This window comes from Halomonas sabkhae, assembly GCF_030409265.1.
In the GTDB taxonomy this organism is placed as follows: Bacteria; Pseudomonadota; Gammaproteobacteria; order Pseudomonadales; family Halomonadaceae; genus Halomonas; species Halomonas halmophila.
The window spans coordinates 189,904-207,499 of record NZ_JAUFPM010000015.1; the positions used below are offsets into that span (position 1 = coordinate 189,904).

General features: G+C 62.5%; 17 protein-coding genes. 5 read left to right on the forward strand and 12 right to left on the reverse strand.

The features are described 5' to 3' along the window. Positions 1–23: 23 nt before the first annotated feature. The 6 genes from QWY79_RS10080 to QWY79_RS10105 all read right to left on the reverse strand — a co-directional run bounded on the left by QWY79_RS10080 (position 24) and on the right by QWY79_RS10105 (position 4,913). Positions 24–308, reverse strand: a complete 285-nt coding sequence (locus QWY79_RS10080) for a YeaC family protein (RefSeq protein ID WP_141318471.1) — start codon at positions 306–308, stop codon at positions 24–26. A 26-nt stretch (positions 309–334) separates the two neighbouring features. Continuing rightward, a complete protein-coding gene (locus QWY79_RS10085; RefSeq protein ID WP_290272355.1) occupies positions 335–1,198 on the reverse strand; it encodes a rhomboid family intramembrane serine protease in 864 nt (287 codons plus the stop codon). A gap of 188 nt (positions 1,199–1,386) precedes the next feature. Next, positions 1,387–2,391, reverse strand: a complete 1,005-nt coding sequence (locus QWY79_RS10090) for a metallophosphoesterase (RefSeq protein ID WP_290272357.1) — start codon at positions 2,389–2,391, stop codon at positions 1,387–1,389. Position 2,392: 1 nt separating this feature from the next. After that, the gene (locus tag QWY79_RS10095; RefSeq protein ID WP_290272358.1) at positions 2,393–3,274 is read right to left on the reverse strand and encodes an NAD(+) kinase; all 882 of its coding nucleotides are present in this window, start codon (positions 3,272–3,274) and stop codon (positions 2,393–2,395) included. A gap of 96 nt (positions 3,275–3,370) precedes the next feature. Beyond that, positions 3,371–4,237: a carboxylate/amino acid/amine transporter gene (locus QWY79_RS10100; protein ID WP_290272359.1), complete on the reverse strand. Its 867-nt coding sequence runs from the start codon at positions 4,235–4,237 to the stop codon at positions 3,371–3,373. Between the two features lie 76 nt (positions 4,238–4,313). Next, positions 4,314–4,913: a YqaE/Pmp3 family membrane protein gene (locus tag QWY79_RS10105; protein WP_290272360.1), complete on the reverse strand. Its 600-nt coding sequence runs from the start codon at positions 4,911–4,913 to the stop codon at positions 4,314–4,316. Positions 4,914–5,160: 247 nt separating this feature from the next. Here QWY79_RS10105 and QWY79_RS10110 point away from each other — a divergent pair, with 247 nt between their 5' ends. From QWY79_RS10110 to QWY79_RS10130, 5 genes are all read left to right on the forward strand, one after another. Next, complete coding sequence (locus QWY79_RS10110; protein ID WP_141318458.1) at positions 5,161–5,568, forward strand: CBS domain-containing protein; 408 nt, start codon at positions 5,161–5,163, stop codon at positions 5,566–5,568. 590 nt (positions 5,569–6,158) lie between these two features. Beyond that, entirely contained in the window at positions 6,159–6,443 is a 285-nt protein-coding gene (locus QWY79_RS10115; RefSeq protein WP_290272361.1) for a hypothetical protein, read from the forward strand. A 46-nt stretch (positions 6,444–6,489) separates the two neighbouring features. After that, entirely contained in the window at positions 6,490–6,867 is a 378-nt protein-coding gene (locus QWY79_RS10120) for an Aca2/YdiL-like domain-containing protein (protein ID WP_290272362.1), read from the forward strand. A 2-nt stretch (positions 6,868–6,869) separates the two neighbouring features. Continuing rightward, entirely contained in the window at positions 6,870–7,514 is a 645-nt protein-coding gene (locus QWY79_RS10125; RefSeq protein WP_290272363.1) for a hypothetical protein, read from the forward strand. A 76-nt stretch (positions 7,515–7,590) separates the two neighbouring features. Next, positions 7,591–7,821: a DUF1654 domain-containing protein gene (locus QWY79_RS10130; RefSeq protein ID WP_290272364.1), complete on the forward strand. Its 231-nt coding sequence runs from the start codon at positions 7,591–7,593 to the stop codon at positions 7,819–7,821. A gap of 446 nt (positions 7,822–8,267) precedes the next feature. Here the strand turns inward: QWY79_RS10130 and QWY79_RS10135 are convergent, their stop codons facing one another. The 6 genes from QWY79_RS10135 to QWY79_RS10160 form a co-directional block, all read right to left on the reverse strand. Continuing rightward, a complete protein-coding gene (locus tag QWY79_RS10135; RefSeq protein WP_290272365.1) occupies positions 8,268–9,317 on the reverse strand; it encodes a helix-hairpin-helix domain-containing protein in 1,050 nt (349 codons plus the stop codon). 195 nt (positions 9,318–9,512) lie between these two features. Beyond that, positions 9,513–10,682: a phage tail fiber protein gene (locus QWY79_RS10140; RefSeq protein WP_290272366.1), complete on the reverse strand. Its 1,170-nt coding sequence runs from the start codon at positions 10,680–10,682 to the stop codon at positions 9,513–9,515. After that, entirely contained in the window at positions 10,683–11,063 is a 381-nt protein-coding gene (locus QWY79_RS10145) for a hypothetical protein (protein WP_290272367.1), read from the reverse strand. It abuts the gene before it with no gap. Further along, the gene (locus QWY79_RS10150; protein WP_290272368.1) at positions 11,056–11,457 is read right to left on the reverse strand and encodes a hypothetical protein; all 402 of its coding nucleotides are present in this window, start codon (positions 11,455–11,457) and stop codon (positions 11,056–11,058) included. The genes QWY79_RS10145 and QWY79_RS10150 overlap by 8 nt, the downstream gene beginning before the upstream one ends. Next, positions 11,454–17,219, reverse strand: coding sequence for a host specificity factor TipJ family phage tail protein (locus QWY79_RS10155; protein ID WP_290272369.1), 5,766 nt, complete (start codon positions 17,217–17,219; stop codon positions 11,454–11,456). The genes QWY79_RS10150 and QWY79_RS10155 overlap by 4 nt, the downstream gene beginning before the upstream one ends. Continuing rightward, on the reverse strand, positions 17,179–17,592 hold the full coding sequence (locus QWY79_RS10160; RefSeq protein WP_290272370.1) for a C40 family peptidase: 414 nt from the start codon (positions 17,590–17,592) through the stop codon (positions 17,179–17,181). Before QWY79_RS10160 ends, QWY79_RS10155 begins: the two co-directional genes overlap by 41 nt. Positions 17,593–17,596: the final 4 nt, after the last annotated feature.

Genomic DNA, 17,596 nt, shown 5'->3' on the forward strand with positions numbered 1-17,596 from the left:
TCAGGCAACCACGTGCCAGGGGCTCAGCCACGGCTCACGTCCTGGCCCAGGCCGGCCTGCTCCGGCGACACATCGCTGCCGCTGCTGTCGGCGCCACAGGTGCGACGCTCCAGATAGCCGACACGCTGCTCGGCGGGCACGTTGTTCTCGGCTTCATAGCGCATCACCGCCTCCAGGCAGAGCTCGGTCTGCTCGGCGGTAAGAAAGCGCCCGTCCGGCCACTTGCGCAGAGCCACCGCCTGCTTGAGGCTTTCGTAGATGGTGGGCGTCATCTGCTGGATCATGCGTTCGAAGGTCATGTCGCTCATCGCGAGTCTCCCGTTGAATCCTGTGTTCAGGGCTGACGCCTGGCGTGGCGAGAATAATACCAGCCCAACAGCAGGCCCACGACCAGGCCGCCCAGGTGGGCCTCATTGGCAATGTTGCCGAAGCCGACCAGCCCGGCCATGTCCGTCATGGTGAAGACCATCCAGGCCAGCATGAGCACGACCAGCATCTGCGGCACGAAGAAGCCGCTGCCCGGCGATCGACGCGACATCAGCCAGACATAGCCCAGCAGGGCAAAGTCGACGCCGGACATGCCGCCGAACAACACCGTACCCGTGGCATATTGCGCGAGGTTGCCGCCCAGGGCCGCCAGCAGCACCACCAGCAGCATGCGCCGGCTGCCGTGCAGTGCCTCGACCTGCCGGCCGAACACCCACAGCCAGAGCATATTGAAGATCAGGTGCATCCAGCCGAAATGCAGCAGCACCGGCGAGACGAGCCGCCAGATCTGGCCGGAGGCAAGCCCGGCGCCGAGGCTTTCGGGGACCGGCTGTCCGCCGACGATGCCCACCGGCACGATCGCCAGTGCGGTAATCGCGGCATCACCCAGCAGCCCCAGGACGGCAAACACCAGGACGCACAACGCCAGTGTCAGCGTCGTCACCGGCAGCTGACGCAGCAGCGCCAACCCGTGAGACACACTGGGCCCGCGCGCACCGCGGGGAACTGCCCCTTCCTCGGGCATCAGGGACTCGCCCCTTTGCCATCGATTGAGCAGGGTCAGCATGGCTTCCTGCTGGGCGGGATCGACCAGCCACAGCACCTGCCCTTCGCGCTCCTCGGTGATGCGATGACCGATACGGTGCGCCCAGAGCGCTTGCCGCAGGGCGCTCAAGTCGGCATCAAGGGGCAGCAGTATTACCCGATACATGGGACCTCCGTCAGGCTGTCACCGCGACGACCGACCGCCCAGCGGCCGCATCAGACTGCCGGACACGAAAAAATCCGGCGGAGGGGGCCGCCGGACAAAGCAAGGGATCATTCAAGGGAACACTTCGTCAGACGCCCCGGAGCGCCATGAGTTCCCCAGCCGGCCGGCCATTTATGTAACATAATGTGTCAGTCGAAATCGATTTCCCAGGGCATCGCCCGGGCGTACTCGTCCTGGGGCACATCGACCCACACGAAGTTGTCGGCACTCAGGGTCGCTTCGCCGCTCCAGCGATAGGCCACCAGCCGGCCGAACTTGACGGCACTATAGTCCAGACAGGCAATATTCGGCGCCGGCAGTGCCGGCACTCCCTCGCACCAGTAGTGGCCGACGAACAGCGGTGGCTGATCCGCGGCATAGTGACTGAGCCGCGCCAGTTCGTCCTCGCTCAGCTCGCGTGCCTCCAGCGACGCCGGCAGGCTATCCGGCTGGAAGATCACGTCTCCCCAGGTGCGCGGGTGTCGGGCCCAGAAATGCGCCCGAGCCGTACGACGAATGGCGCCGTCCTCGGAATGAATGTCCATGCCTTCAGGCAGGACAAGATGATTGCCACGCGTCAGGCGGTCCAGGATCCGGGCTTCGTCGGTGCCGGAACGCATCGCCGCGGCGAGAAAGTCGAGATCGAGACAGGCATCCGCGCGTCGGGCGCGCAGCCGGTCGACCAGTGCCTGGTCCCAGCAGGCATGCACGACACGCAGGCCCGCGAACTCCAGGCACAGCGGAATCTCCAGGAACCAGTCCAGTGTCTGTTGCCACTCGCGGGGATGATCCCGGTACTGGGTCAGGGTTGCCTGGACGATGCGATTGTGACGTGGTGTATGCGGGCGCAGCCACTGATGCCCGGATGTCGCGGGCGCGCGATGGCAATAGGCCAGGGCGTTGACTTCATGATTGCCCAGCACCATGTGCGCTTCCCCGGCCTCGACCATGCGCCGGGCAATCGACACGGCCAGGCGGATGCGCGGGCCACGATCGATCAGGTCGCCGAGAAAGATGACCTTGCGACCGGGATGGCGATAGACGCCGTCTTCCTGATGATATCCCAGCCGTTCGAGCAGCGCCGCCAGGGTGGCGCCACAGCCATGGACGTCACCGATCAGGTCATAGCCTTGCGCGGCGGGTGCCTCGTTCACCTCAGTCTCCCAGCCGATTGCTCCAGCCCAGCTTGCTGCGCAGGATCTCGTAGAAATTGTGGCCCGGCGGATGCACCAGTTGCACCCGCTGCGGCTTGCGCCGTATCACCAGCACATCATCGGGTTTGGCCACCGCGCGCGTCTGCCCATCACAGCTGATGTGCGGATAGGTCTGGTTGGTCTCGCCGATATGAATGCGGATCTCGCTGTCCGCATCGATGACGATCGGCCGGCTCGACAGGGTGTGCGGAAACATCGGGACCAGTGAAATCGCCTCCAGCCGGGGATGCAGGATCGGACCACCACCGGAGAGCGCGTAGGCCGTCGAGCCGGTCGGCGTGGCGATGATCAAGCCATCGCTGCGCTGGCTGTGGACGAAGTGGTCGTCGATGAACAGCTCGAACTCGATCATGCGCACCGCCTTGCCGGGGTGCAGCACGATTTCGTTGAGCGCATCCCCATTGCCCACGGGCTCCCCTTCTCGATACAGTTCGGCATCCAGCAGGAAGCGTTCCTCGACCTCGTAATGGCCGTTGAGCACTTCCGTCACCCTGTCCTCGAGCTCATCCGGCGAGATGTCGGTGAGAAACCCCAGGCGTCCCCGGTTCACGCCGAGCACCAGGGTGCCGCTGTGGCAGAGGGTGCGCGCCGCGCCCAGCAGGCTGCCATCGCCGCCCACCACGATCACCAGGTCACACAGCTCGCCGAGCAGGCGCCGGCTGGCTTCGGCATGACCATGATCGAGCAGCACGGTCGCCGTGCGGTCCTCGATGATGACGTGATAGCCGGCAGCGTCGAGAAAGCGGCTCAGGCGCTTCAGGGTCTCGACCACCCGGGCACTCCCCAGGCGGCCGATAAGACCAATGTTTTGAAAGGCTTGCATGCGCGGGTCCCTCGCTTCGCGACGGACCATTATGGCCAGCCAGCGGCCAGGGGGCAAACCCTGGCGCCCCGCCGTGGCCCCGCTACAGGGCCGACGTCAGGCCGTGGCCGGCGTGCGCCGCTGCCACCAGTCATTGAGCACCAGGGAGGCCACGATGATGCCGCCGCCCAGCGCCAGGCGCAGCAGATCGGCGTCGCGATTCCAGATCACGAGATTGACCAGCAGCCCCGCCGGCACCAGGGCATTGTTCATGATGGCCAGGGCGCCGGCATCGACCCGCACGGCGCCGAGATTCCACAGGAAGTAGCCGACGCCGGAGGCCACCAGCCCCAACCAGGCCAGGACGCCCCATTGCACGCCGGTTGTGGGCAGCGCCGAGGCGTCTCCCAGTACCAAAAACGCCGGCAGCGCCACCGCCAGGGCCCCCAGATAGAACCAGCCGAACACCGACAGGCGTGGCAGCTCATCCGGCAGGCTGGCCGACAGGCGTCGATAGCCGACCTGCCCCAGGGCGAAGCAGATGTTCGCGCCCTGGACCACCAGAAAGCCGACCCAGTAGTCATCGGTCAGGCCCTTGAAGCGAATCACCGCGGCGCCCAGCACGGCGAGTGCCGCCGTCAGCAGATGAAACGGTGTGAAGCGCCTGAAGAGCGCATCATCGAGCAGGGCGATATACAACGGGGTGAGAACGGTGAACAGCAACACCTCGGGGACCGAGAGCAGCTCAAAGGACTGATAGAAGAAGATATACATCACGCCCAGCTGCACGGCTCCGAGCGCCATCAGCGCCAGCCTTTGCCGTCCCCTCAGCAGGCTGGGCCGCAAGACCGGCAGAAAGACCAGGGCCGCCAGGGCAATGCGCAGCATCACGGCAAAATAACTGTCCACCTGCCCGGCCAGGTAGACGCCGATCAGGGAAAAGGAAAAGGCCCACAACACCGTGACACCGACGAGATAGCCCAATGGTCAACTCCTGTTTGCTGGTAGGGTTGACGGGATTATACGCACTTCGGCGTCACAGCAAAGCGGGGATCGGACCTCAGCGCCGCCGCAACCAGACGACCGCATACACGGCCCCGGGCACCCAACCCAGCAACATCAGCACCAGCGACAGCAGGATGCGCCGGGGCGCGGCACCGGCCAGGGCCAGGGCCAACGGGGGCAGCAGGACCGCCAGCAGCATGATGGCGGCAAAGGGCTCCGGGCGGCTCGGCGTGGCCTCGGCCGGCGCCCGGGACCCGGCATGGGACTCCGCCTGGACGCGCGCCGCGTCGGATGCCGCATCCGCCGGCAGCTCCCTGCCGGCAGCAGTCGGTTGCGACGGTTCGGCGTCGGCCGGCGTAAAGTGCCCCACCGCGCTGGAAGCCTCCTCGGACGCCCCGCTCAAAAAGGCACTCTGCTCCGGCGCTTCGGCCTGATGGGCCTCATGATCGATTTTCTGCTCGATGGCTTCGGCGCCCTCGGCCAGGGTCTGGTGGTAGCGTTCCCAGTCTTCCCAGTCATGGGGTGTGCCGGATCTGGGACGATGATCACCGGACTCCCGGGCACGCGACCACGCCTTCTCTTCCAGCGTGTTGGGACGCTCCTTGTCACGCTCTCCATCCAGGCCCTTACGGGCCAGGTATTCACGGGCATCCATGAGGCTACCTCCACAAGATTTGACAGACCGCCCACGGGACGGATTTATTGGCACCATTGTGACATATTGGAGTGGAAGGGCCCGATAGCGGTTCCAACCACATGCGCGCATCGCATTCGGCACCAGTCGCGCTATGATGAAACTGAGACAACCCGATGGACAGCCGAACGCGTCCGGCTGCACGACACCTGCCGTCCCGGCAGGCCACTCGGGAAGGCTCACCATCGCCGGCACAAGGAGAACCGCCATGCCCAACAAGGCCCCAACCATCGTCCGCGAGATCATGTCCCGCGACTGCTATCGGGTCTCCGGCAAGACCTCTGTCTCCAACCTGGCCAAGGGTCTGTCCCTGCATCGTCTGCCCGGTGCGCCCGTGGTCGATGCACATGACCACCTGATCGGCTTCATTTCCGAGCAGGATGTCCTCGGCAAGGTGCTGGAAAGCGCCTACCTCAATGATGAGCCGCCTCTAGTCCAGGAATTGATGCGCAATGAAGTGCTGACGGTAACGCCCAACAAGAGCATCACCGACCTCGCCCAGGAAATGCTGGGTGCCAAGCCCAAGGTCTACCCGGTCACCGAGCAATCCAGGCTGGTGGGCATCGTGACGCGTCGGGATGTGCTCAACGCCCTGCTGCGCATGCGTCACCGCTGACGCCATAACGCGGCGAGCGCCAGCGACCAACGACTCGAGACCGGCACCCTGCGGGGTGTCGGTCTTGGATGTAGTGCGGGCACACAAAAAAACGCCCCGAATGCATTCGAGTGCATTGGGGCGACAAGGATCGATTCTGCAAGCCAGAATAACATTGCTAGCGACTGCCATCGCGTACCGCAATGATGATGTCTGTGCCTTTTGTGACAGCGCTGAGCGAGAAAGTTCGACGAGGTCACAATTTTTTTCGCTTCCGGCGGCAATGCCGCCCGGCCCGCGTGCCTGACGGCCAGGCTTGTAATCATTAAACCACTGGATATACTGGGGAAAGCTGCGGGTGTAGCTCAATGGTAGAGCCACACCCGGCTCGAATCCCCTGCCCGATCAACACCCTACCCGCCCCGCTGTCTCGCGAATCGCCGACTGTCTCACGCTCGCGCCGCCCGGCGCCGACAGGCTACTGGCCAAGGGCCATCAGCGTCCTCACCTAACCGCGCAAATAATGCTTGACTTGTTCGCGAACGCGAACTAGAATTTAAAGCGTAGGGTTCGAGATCGGCTCGACCCGCCTCTAAAGAGAGAGACGCAAAATGACTATCTACCTCAGCAACGCCATTGCCAACGCCACTTCACTCGAGCAAGTCGTCGAGCACGTCAACGAAGGCACATGCGAAGGCATGGAAGGCATCGAGTTCACATCCGACATGCTCGCCGGACAGTATGCCTGGCAGGCCGCTAAAGAAGCGGATGATGGCGAGATCACTGAATACCATATCGAAGGTCAACTGGAATACCTGAGCGAGGCAGGTGCCATCTTTGATGAGCAAGCCGCTATCGAGCACGGCATGAAAATCGCTGCAGCAGACGCCGAATAACTTCAACCAGCCCCGCCTATCGGCGGGGCATTCCTCTGGAGCCGATATGACTGCATCCGAATTGCAGGCCCTTCGCAAGTTCCTGATGCTTGATGTCAGCGAGGCCGCCGAGATCATCGGGGGCGTGTCGAGGCGCAGCTGGCAATACTGGGAAGCCGGGCGCAGCCCGGTACCGGATGATGTCGAGGACAAGATGAATGGCGCCCTGACGCTTCGGCAAGACGTCATCGACCGCCTCGAGCAAGACATCGAAGATCACGGCGGCGATCCCCAGGGCGAGCACGGGGACCGGCTCAAAGTTCCGTATTACCACACTCTGGCCAGCTTTCAGGAAGACCACCCCGACCAGGGCGCGCTGCCCTGGCGGGTGCATCAATCTGCCGTGGCAGAACTGTATGCCAGCAACCTGGTGACGTTGGTGTAGCAATGCCAGCAACTGACCGCACAGGCCGGACCTTCGGCAAGCTGACCGTCATCGCCGATCATGGTGGCGCACAACTGCAATGCCGCTGCGAGTGCGGGCTAGAGGGCAGCTATCCCCGGGCAATTACTAAGCCGTCATATCGAGGGCCGAAGTCCTGCCCCTGGTGCCTTGGCTCGCCCTGCGAGGAGTGCGGCAAGATCATCCCCCACAAGGGGCGGATGCCGGCGAAGACGTGCTCAGAAGTATGCCGCTCAGTGCGTGCGGCCCGCCGGGAGCGCGAGCGTTACGATCAAATCAAGGACACCGACGACTTCAAAGCGAAGCGCGCCGATTACCTGCGGCGCCTCGATGCCACTATGGCCGCCGACCCCGAGCTTGCCGAGTCAGTTCGCGAGACTCGGCGCCAAGCCGTCCGCGACTGGCGCGAGCGACAGCTTGCAAACCCTGAGCTGCGCGGCAAATACCGCATGCGAGCCCAGCAAGCGGAGCAGCGCCGACTTGAACGGATCCACTCAGACCCCGACGCACACGCTGAACACCTGCGAAGGCAGCGGGCTTGGTATCACGCGCTGAGTGATGATGAGTACCGCCGCATCTTCGTCAGTGCTCGAGAAGAGCGCGATCGACGGAATAAGCATAGCGACTGACCACCCACCATTTGCCATCCCCGCCTTCCCTGTTGATACTGTATATATACACAGCTATCGACAGGGAGCCCACACCATGGCGAAGAAGCACCGCCCCACCTCATACGAACTCCTGGGCCAGCGCGTCCAGGTTGCCATTATGGCGGCGAACCGGCGCGAGCAGCGCCAGGTCCATCTGCAGCCAGAGGACGAGGACAGCCCCGACGACTGGGATCGGCTGATCGATGAGATCAGCGAGAACGAGAATGTCGACGTGACCAGGACCGACGAGGGCTGGCTTGTCAGTTGGGTACCGGCCGAGGTGTGACGTGGCCACGCGGCACCAGATCACGCAGTGGCGTAAGAGGCTCGAGCGTCGTGGGTGGATCGGACTGCAGCGCTCGGCGCCACCGCGCCATGCGCTCATCGAGTATCACGTCATCAGCCGGGGCTGGTTGTACAGCGGGCGATGCGAACTGAGCGACTACAGAAAAGAAGACTGGTACGTCGAGGAATCGCTCGTCTGCATGCTCGAGCGGCGGTACGGGATCGTTGATGGGGTCTGGCGCTGGGCATCGTCCGATGCCGGACCCAAGGGAGGGATTGCGAGGCGGGTCCCGGGGTGACGCGACATGCCGTCCTTGGCGGCGGCGCACTCCGTGTGCGTCGCATACTGTAGGCGTCACACCCCGAGCATAGCCCGCCGCGGTCGGGCTATGCTGTAGGAGATATGCGGCTCAACGTGTATGAGATCAGCGTCACGCCTTCCTCGATCTACAGACTGCACACCATATCGCTGGCCTCGATGTCCTCGACGCGCGCTGGACCGAGCCCGTCAACGCGGGTCAGGCCATCGATGGATTCGAACGGCCGGGCGTCGATGATGTCGTCAGCCCTGGCCGGCCCGACCTGGGGCAGTTCGTCGAGCCGGCTGACAGTCGCCTCATTGATGTCGATGCACCGAGGGCCGGAGTCCGTACTGGTCGTTTCATCCAGATCAACGATGCCGACATCGCCAACACCGATATAGACAGGGGCATGGTCCGAGACAACATCGCGGGCCTGCTCATGCGTGAGATTTAGTAGCTCAGGGAACCGCACGATGCCGCTGCCGGTAAAGTCGAGAGCATCCTGGTCAAACCACAGGTTGTCGTAGAGGTTGGCATAGTCACCGTCCGTGGTGCCCAGGGTCGTCGCGCCTGACGTGATTGCCGGGGACGCACTCTGGTCACGCAGCAACTGCCACGCCTCATGATCCGGCTCGAGGTTGAAATCGCCGGCAATGATACGAGCCGAATCAGGGTAGACCTCCCTCATCCAGTCCCAGATTTCGGCGAGCTGCTTGATCTCGGGCGTGCGGTCCGCCCGGCTGTCGCCATAGACGATGTGCACCGCCGCCATGGCCACCTTGTCGCCCGTCTCGACATCGCGGAACTCGGCCAGGTACGGCTCGCGAGCGAACTCGTCGCCGGGGTCCATGTAGACGACGGCACCCTGGGTGTACTCGACCTGGCTGTCGCGCCAGAGGTAAGCATAACTCTCCTGGTATGACGAGCGCCCCACTTCGTGGGATGTCATCGACGACCAGCTCTCTCCCGTCTGGGCCTCGAGCTCGCTCTCAAGCTGCGATACGGCAGCCTCGTCCATAACCTCCGTCAGAGCCCAGAGATCTCCGCCTTTCGCTATATGAGCGACATCATCTAGTCTCTTGCCGTTATCCCACCCCAAATGCTCGAGGTTCCATGTTCCGATTGTCATGTTCGCCGCGGCTGTCGTCGGCAGGCCCAGCGCGACGGCGAGCGCTACAGTAATTCCCTTTGTCATTGCTTCCCCATGGTCCGTTGATGGCATAGCCATGGTAGCGGGGAGCAAGGCGTGACGCGACATGCCGTCCCTGGCGGCGGCGCACTCCGTGTGCGTCGCATGCTGTGGGCGTCACCCGGGCTACAGCATAGTCCACTCGCAGTAGGCTGCTGTGCGAGATGAATAGCTCAGCGTGTGAGAGATTGGCGTCACCGCCTACAGGCTCGGCGCCAACAGCTCGTCAGCACGGGTCTCGCCCCACTGCTCAACAATCATCCCTCGCAGCGTCGAGAACAGCGGACTGTCGTGATCGACGTAGCGGCAGTCGCGCCACATCCCGCGCAGCTTTGCGCCCACGTTGCCGAACTCGGTCTCGAAAACCTCGGCCTCGTCATCGGTCATGCGGTCCCAGACGTCAAGTTTGTACGTCGCCGAGCGCAGATGATCGACAGTGATGTCGGCCTGGGGCTCGGCGGTCGTTTCGACCTCGATCTCGTTACCCTCTTCATCGATCGTTTTTGTCGTCGGCATGAGCAAACGTAGCGTGACGAATGCGCCGTCCGGCACGTCTATCAGTTCATGCGCGACACGGTTTCCGAGCGGATCAGTCACGATGCTGTAGACGCGGACTGTGATCGTGCCATCAGCACTGGTCTCGGTTTCGATCAAGCAGAGCTTGCTCCCGTCTCCGCCGCGCGGCAGTTCGGCCCGCCAGTCCTCGGCAGCAAAACCCAGGGCGCCGCTGACGCGGTAGATGCCTGTTTCAACATGCTCCGCCGAGACGCCCCGGGCCTCGTCGTTCGCAGCGCCCGCTCCCGCGAGCTTGTGTTGGCCGTCTTCGGCAGTGGAGCCGAGCCGGAAAATCGGGGATGCCCGTTTGATGAATCCGTTGCTGTCGACGGTGGCGTTGCCTGTGTCCCAGTGTTTGCGCCACGGGGTGAGCTCGTCATTCTGGTATGCGCGAGTACGCATCTGCCCCCGCTCGCTACCGCTGGAATGTTGAACCGCAATATCAACAAACTGGTTAGCATTCCAGTACCCGCGAATAATAACCCCCGCACCCGCGAGCCCGGGCGTATCTGTAGGGTACTTGTATAGCCCAGAGGGTGATGTCACGTCGGCGCTCGCATCATTGATTATCGGCGGGCTGACGGCCGAGTCGCCGCCGGCACCGACTCCGAATTTCTGCATTTCGGAGCGCGATGCATTTGCAAACTTCGGAATCTGTGTCGCATTATCTAATAGCGCCAGGTCACCCAGCGTGCCGCTTTGCCCAACGTCGATCCCCCCTTTCAGGATATTAACGAGATCACGCGCCCGGCGCTCCAGTTCCTCGAGCGTCTCAATAGTGTGCTGGTTCGCCTGATCTACAGTGTCGTATGCCATTTATCGTTCCTCCAGGCATGAAAAAAGCCGCTCGATGGCGGCTTGGTAGTCGGTGTAGGCGCGGTGCATTTCAGCGGGTGTGCCAGCGTTTCGGATGCGGCTCTTGGCTCGGATGCGGGCGGCCTCCTGCGCTGCCTCAGACTCGCACCATTCGCGCCGAGCGGCCGTCACGCTGTCAATCACGCTCTGTATCGAGCAGCCCAGTGCCTGGGCCTCGGCACTCAGGATCGGGCCGCCCCATTCCTGGGCTTCCTGCCATTTGGCATCGCGCCGGGCAGTGATCAATGGCGGGATGCTGGGCGTGGTCCGGTCCACGGCATCCAGGTAGTGCGCCTCGGCGGCGTCGCGGTCGGCGTGACGACGAACAGAGAGCTTAGCCAACGGTCACCTCCAGTGTTTCGCCCAGATAGCGCGGATGCGACAGCGCGATGCGGTATGTGCCCGGCACGTCGAACTCGACCTCGTCATCACCATCCGCGATCAGTTCCTGCCCCGCCACGCCAATGACAGCGCCAATCGGCAGGCTGGAAAACGTGACAGCAAGGCCGTCGACGCTATAGCTGGGATAAATTGGCTCGCGCGGAGTTGGTTGATGAGAGCTGGTAGACACGTCGATATAGTGCGTCTCGTCAGAGACGTTTTTATCGACCTCGACCCACAGCTCTCCCGGGCTACATTGCATATCTGCCTGATTCTCGCCGCACCGCCGGATAGATGAAATTTCTCCCGAATCATCATAGATAGCAATAACAATTTCACGAATATGATCACTCATTTTCGAACCGCCTTTAAGCCAGTATATCGACGCATGATAAAATGCCTGCAACCGTCGCCAGTTAATCCGCCCATGACCTCAAGCCTGAATGTTTGGTTTCCATCAAGGACGCCTGTAAGCCAAGCAAACGACACGACGCCCAAGCTGGCTCTATCAAGCACGCCGCTAGTAATTTCGCTTCCATTCTGTGTAAGCCTGTATTGCATATGAGCCACGTCACTCCCGAAAACCTTGTCGCTCGTCGTTTGCGAATTGTAACGCGCCTCCCATATAAAATTAAAAATCACCTCTACTCTTGCGCCCCGTGGATTTATTGTTGCTGACGCGAGAGTACCCCAGTTATTAATGGGGACCAGGCTCCTAGCGGCTGTAAATGACGACACCGGAATAATGACAGACTGGTCAGCGATCTTGAATGTATTAACCGCGAGGTCAGCGATCTTAGCGCGACCAATTGTGGCCTCCTGAATAAATGCCGCGCGCAGATATGTGTTGCCGCCATCGACAATAAACGGAATGACTTCGCTATCCGGCAGACCGGGCTGGGCGACGTAAAACCGATCTGCGCGCACAGCAAGCCCGGACTCTTGTCCGTCATTTGCTAAACCGATACCGGCAACATGTCCGTTTACGTCAGTCCGGAGAGTCCACATTGCATTGATGCGGTCTCTCTCGGTGTCTATTTCTGCCGTCGCCTGTTGCTCGACGCTCGCAATATCATCCCCTAGCTGGGCCTGAACTGTGTTGATCTGTTCTGCTAGCGCTGAGTCTTCGTCAATCCGTGCGGTTTCTTCGGTCTGTATCGCGACCTGGTTATCACTGGCTTGGGCCGAAACCGTGTCTACGCGGCTCGCCATAGCCGAGTCCACCATCGATGCCGCAACATTAGTGAAAACCGGATTGCCCGACGTCGTTTCTTGGGCCGTGACGATAACCCTGCCCCGAGTAGTCCCGGCAGGTGCAGTAAGACTAACGGGTGTGGTGGTCCTCCATGCGCCGTCGGAGGCAGTCGCCATGCTAACGGTGTCAGCCGTTGGCCAGCCAATGTTGTTGCCGCTGGCATCTTGCCACTGAACGGAAATTCGCACTATTCCATCAGTCCCTGCCCGCGCCGAGTAGTCCATTTTTACGGTGTACGAATCGCCCGGGGAGGCAGACCTCCATTGACCGGAAACGTGGCGGTTACCGCCAGCCGTGTAATTCCGGAACTGGGCGAAGTATCTGTCGGGAGAGCCTGCAACAACGTTGCTCCCATTCGGGTCGCGCTCGATGATATTGACGTCGCTAGTGTTGTTCCACAGCGAGCCATCGCCAGTACTGAAAGAGCCATCAGTAACGAGGGACTGGTGACTCAATTCGGCCTCCATCTGGGACCGAACCGCACTAATGCCGTCGGCAGCAGATGCCTCGATATTACTGAGACGCTGCACGAGATTGTTTTCGCCCTCGGCGAAATTCAGCGACACAACGTCGTCGATGCGGCCATCGACCCCGGAAACACTACCCTCGACGGTGTTGAAGCGTTCAATCAGCGCGGAGTCCGTAGCGAGATCCAGATTGATGATCTCGTCGACCCTCCCATCGACGCTGCCTACGCTGCCTTCAACAGACTCGAACCGCTGAATCAGCGCGGAGTCTGTAGCGAGATTGAGATTCCGAATGTCCTGGATCGAACCCTGCGCATTACTGACATTGCCCTCGATAGTCTCGAATCGACTGACCAATGCCGTAGCGGACGACAAGTTGAGCTGACGAATATCGCGGGCGACAGCATGGGCCGCCGCCACGCCTGTGTCGGGGTCGTTGACCGTGCCCTCGAGGGTGCTAAACCGCTCGATCAGCGCAGAGTCTGGTGCGAGATCCAGGTTCTGGATGTCCTGGATCGAGCCCTGAGCATTGCTGACATTGCCCTCGATGGTCTCGAATCGACTGACCAATGCCGTAGCGGACGACAAGTTGAGCTGACGAATATCGCGGGCGACAGCATGGGCCGCCGCCACGCCTGTGTCGGGGTCGTTGACCGTGCCCTCGATAGTCTCGAATCGGCTGACCAGCGCTGAGTCGGTGGCCAGGTTCATGTCGACGATGTCCTGCGCGAGACCGCTGGCATTGCCGGCCTCGCCCTCGATCTCGTTCAGCCGGGTGATCAGCGCGGAATCGGGCGAGATGTCGAGGTTCTCGACGTTCGTCACGCGACCGTTTACGTTATCGACACTCCCCTCGATCTCACCGAACCGCGTCAGCAGTGCCGAGCCGGGCGACAGCGTGAGATTGACGATGTCATTGATCCGGCCGTCGACGTCCTCGAACTCACCCTCCAGCAATTCCTGACGCTGGAGCAGCACGCCGTCCTCGCTGATCCGATTGATCGTCTCGACGGACTGGGATGCGCTGCCGACGGCATTCTGAACGCTCGACACCGAGCTGGTGACAGCTTCGAGAATGCCGTTCAACTCGTCGATCCGCTGCGTCTCGATGATCGACGCCTCAGCATCGTCGGTGCGCCCCTCGAGCGTCGAGACATCCTGGGCCAGGTTGTTGACCGCCCCCTCATTCGATTCCGCGAGCGTCTCAACACTGGTGATCCGGTCAACCGCATTCCCTACATCTGTCTCAATGTCGTCGATGCGCCCTACAGCGGTGCTGAGGTCTCCGGAGAGGGCGTCAGCCCGTCCGTCGAGGCGGCCCACCTCGGCAGTCAGATCACTGCGAAGCTGATCGGCGCGAGCCTGAACATCGTTGATCTCACTCTCATGCGTTTCGATTCTGTCGATTTCTTCTTGCAACGCTGGCCAGAGATCGCCTTTTCGGATCTCGCCGCTGATCACATCCATGATCTGGCTGATATTGAGATCGGTCGTTGCCTGTAGCGCATACCAGGCGCTGACCGCCGACGCACTCCACCCGCGCACGTAGTAGTAGTACGTCGTATCGGGCTGCAGGCCGTTATCTGTAATCTGGGAGCCGACGCCGATCCGGACCGCTGCGGACTCGACATTCTCAGGGGCTAGCGATGCCTGCGAACGATAGAACTCCCACAGCGCATTAGGATATGGGCCGTACGGGCGCAGGGTGATGACGAAATTGCCGGCCTCGACGTCAACGCCATCCGGGGGCGCCACCGGGCGCCCGGTCACGCCGGACGCTGCCTCGGCGCTCCAGTCCGAATAACGGTCGCCGCGCCTGGAGCGTAGCTGGACGATGTACGTCACCTGGTCGGCAATGCCGGGGATCGACATATGACCGCTGGCACTGGTGGGGCCGAATGAGTCCCACTGAGTCTGGTCGTCCTGCCGATAGCGGGCCTCGACGTCCAGCGCCGGGTAGCCGCCCCGGGTCGGGAACTCATACGCCACACGGAGCACGGGCTGCGGCGTACCGCTGGGGTCGACATTGACCGCCGTCTCATCGCCTCTCACAGACGTGATCTGCGGCACCGGCGGCGCCAGATTCGAAGGGTCGATGGGCAGCGTGATGCCCGGGTCAAAAATCGGCGCGGAGCTGTAGTCGTAGATGTCCGGGGCGGCATTGACGAGCGTCAGGTCGGCGCCGAAATCCTGGTTAGGCTGGATTTTCGAGACCTTGGCGTCGATGGATTCGCGGCCCATCACGCCGTAGATCACCAGGTCGCCCGGCTCGACATCGATGCTGTCGACGGTCGTGAAGGTGTCGGTCTCGCCGATCTCGGCGCCGGTGACCTGGCTGGCGATGAGCTTGGCACGGCCCTGGGCGTCATCGACGCCGCGCACCGAAATGCCATAGGCACGCTGCTCGGTGTACTCCAGACGCTCGTCGAGCACGATGGTCGTGCCGCTGACGGATTTCACCCGGGCGCTACCCAGGCCGACGAGAATGGCGTCGTACTGGTACAGCACGCGGTTGCCGCGCACGATCGCCAGGTTCTCCCAGTCCATGGATGCGCTGAATGTTTCGGGGCGCAGGATGGCCTGGCGGAGATGATACTGGCCGTGGTGCCATGCCTCGTCAGCACTGGCCACGCCCTGGAGCTGAAAATCCTCGAAGCGCGTGGCGTTGGTAGCATCGTACCCGTCGCGGTAGACGATGCGCTCGGCATCGGACCATGTATCCGGGTCCACGTATTTGACGCGGATCGCGTGCGGCAGGTCTTTATACTGGATGCTCGAGCTGAATCCGCTGGCGTTGCGCGGCGTGATGGCCTGCACAGTGGGCGTACTGGGATCGTCGAACACGATGCCGAACTTGCCGTCGCGGAACGCGAACGAGCCCTGGCCGCCGGCGGCAATCGAGCGCGCACGGTCGAGCACCGTTTCATCGGCGTCATGGACGTGGTGATACTCGAGATTCTGATCGCCGCAGAAAACCGCCCAGTCCGCGATGTCCTCGAGATGCAGGCGGTCGTCAGTTATCGGTTTGCCGACCTGCTCCCCTGTCATCGCGTCGATGTAGGCCCAGCCGGGGTTGCTGGTGGCCTGCATCGTCCAGGCGGACCCATCCCACACGCGCAACACGGCTTGAGTGCGGATGCGGAGCTGATCAATCACGCCGTTGAGCTGGTCCGTGGCGCGGATGCGCAGGGCCATCAGGAGATGATCGCCGGTATACGCCGGACCTTCTTGCACCGAGCGCAGCACGGCCCAAGTGCTGTCGGTCTGCGGGGAGTTGTCATCACGCAGGTACGTGGCCACGCGGGTCAGCTCGACATCGTACTGCCCCACCGGCACGGTCCAGCGGCGATTGACCCGCTTCGTCTCTTTCGTGTGGTCCTTGATAACCCAGTTGTCATCGAGCGTCGTCCACGCACTCTCACCCGTACGGCGATAGCGGATCGAGTAGCGAACGCGGCAGCCACGCGTTTTGCCGTTGTCAGTCGTGACCCACAGCCCCGCCGGGAACGTGAGATCCATGCTGATTTCGCGCGTATTCGGCGCCGTGGTGCGCACTACCGGCGGCACATCATCGGCTACCCACTCATGCTCGCGCACCTCGCCGGTCTTGTTGAGCGCGACACCGACCTGCTCCTCGGCGATGTCCGGGGACATCAGGCTGAGCTGATCGGGCGTGCCGATCTCCCATTCGACGTCCTCGTACTCGTCGAGATTGGTCTCGCCGATGGTGATCGCATCACCGACGCCGGCGTTGCGGAGCACGCTATGCCCGGCGCCCACGCGGTTGCCGGCGATCTCCAGCGGCCCATAGCCCAGCACCAGCAGCATGCGCATGTACTGGTCGTTGCCGGCGATCTCGGTCACTGGATTGGCCGCCAACTTCGGATACCAGCGCGGGTTGCCGTAGACGCGCGGCACGACGCCATATTTGTCGATCTGGTTGCGGGTACCGGTGATCGATTTGCGCACCGTCGCGCTGCCAGGATTGTTTTGCTCGGGCATCTCCGGCGGGATCAGCGCATTGACGGCCAGGCTGCCCGCCATGGTGACGGCAGCGGATGTGGCGGCAGATACGGCTGCATAGCCTGCCGTACCCTGCGCAAAACCTGCCGCCCCTGCCGCCGCGCCGCCCGTATAGGCGGCAGCCACTGCGATGGCCACCATCGCCAGAGCGCGCCCGATACCATCATCCTCGGGCGTTGCTGTGATCAGTACCTGGGCATCAGCCGGCAGCGGCTCTTCCCAACGCTCGCGCGGGATCGCCTCACCGTCTATCTGCGCCCGCACGCTCTCCGGCACGTCGCCCAGGACGGAGGCCAGACTGGTACCGTCAGGAATCTCAGCGGTGTAGAGGTCAGAGCGAACCGGGCTCGGGTGGGCGACAATCGTGGTCATAGCGGTAAAATCCCTCGATGCGGGAGCGCCACTGGGCGGCGCGGTAACTCTCGATACAGGCGTCTTTGTGGCGGGTCGTGTGCAGCATGAGACCCGGAGAAATGACGAGGCCGATGTGATTGGGCTTGCCGTCGACGAGGAACATCACCACGTCGTAGGGCTGTGGCTCGGCGACCTCGCGCCACTCGGAGCGGGCGGTGACCATCAGCCGGGACGTGTCGTCGGTCAGCGTGTCGGCGTAGCCGGTGTGCAGGGGCAGTTCGATGCCGAGGTGGTCGGCGTAGACGCGCCTGCAAATGCCCCAACAGTCATAGCGTGGCCCTCGGCCACCCGACTCGAACGGCAGGCCGATGTACTCGGTGACGTCGATCATGGCG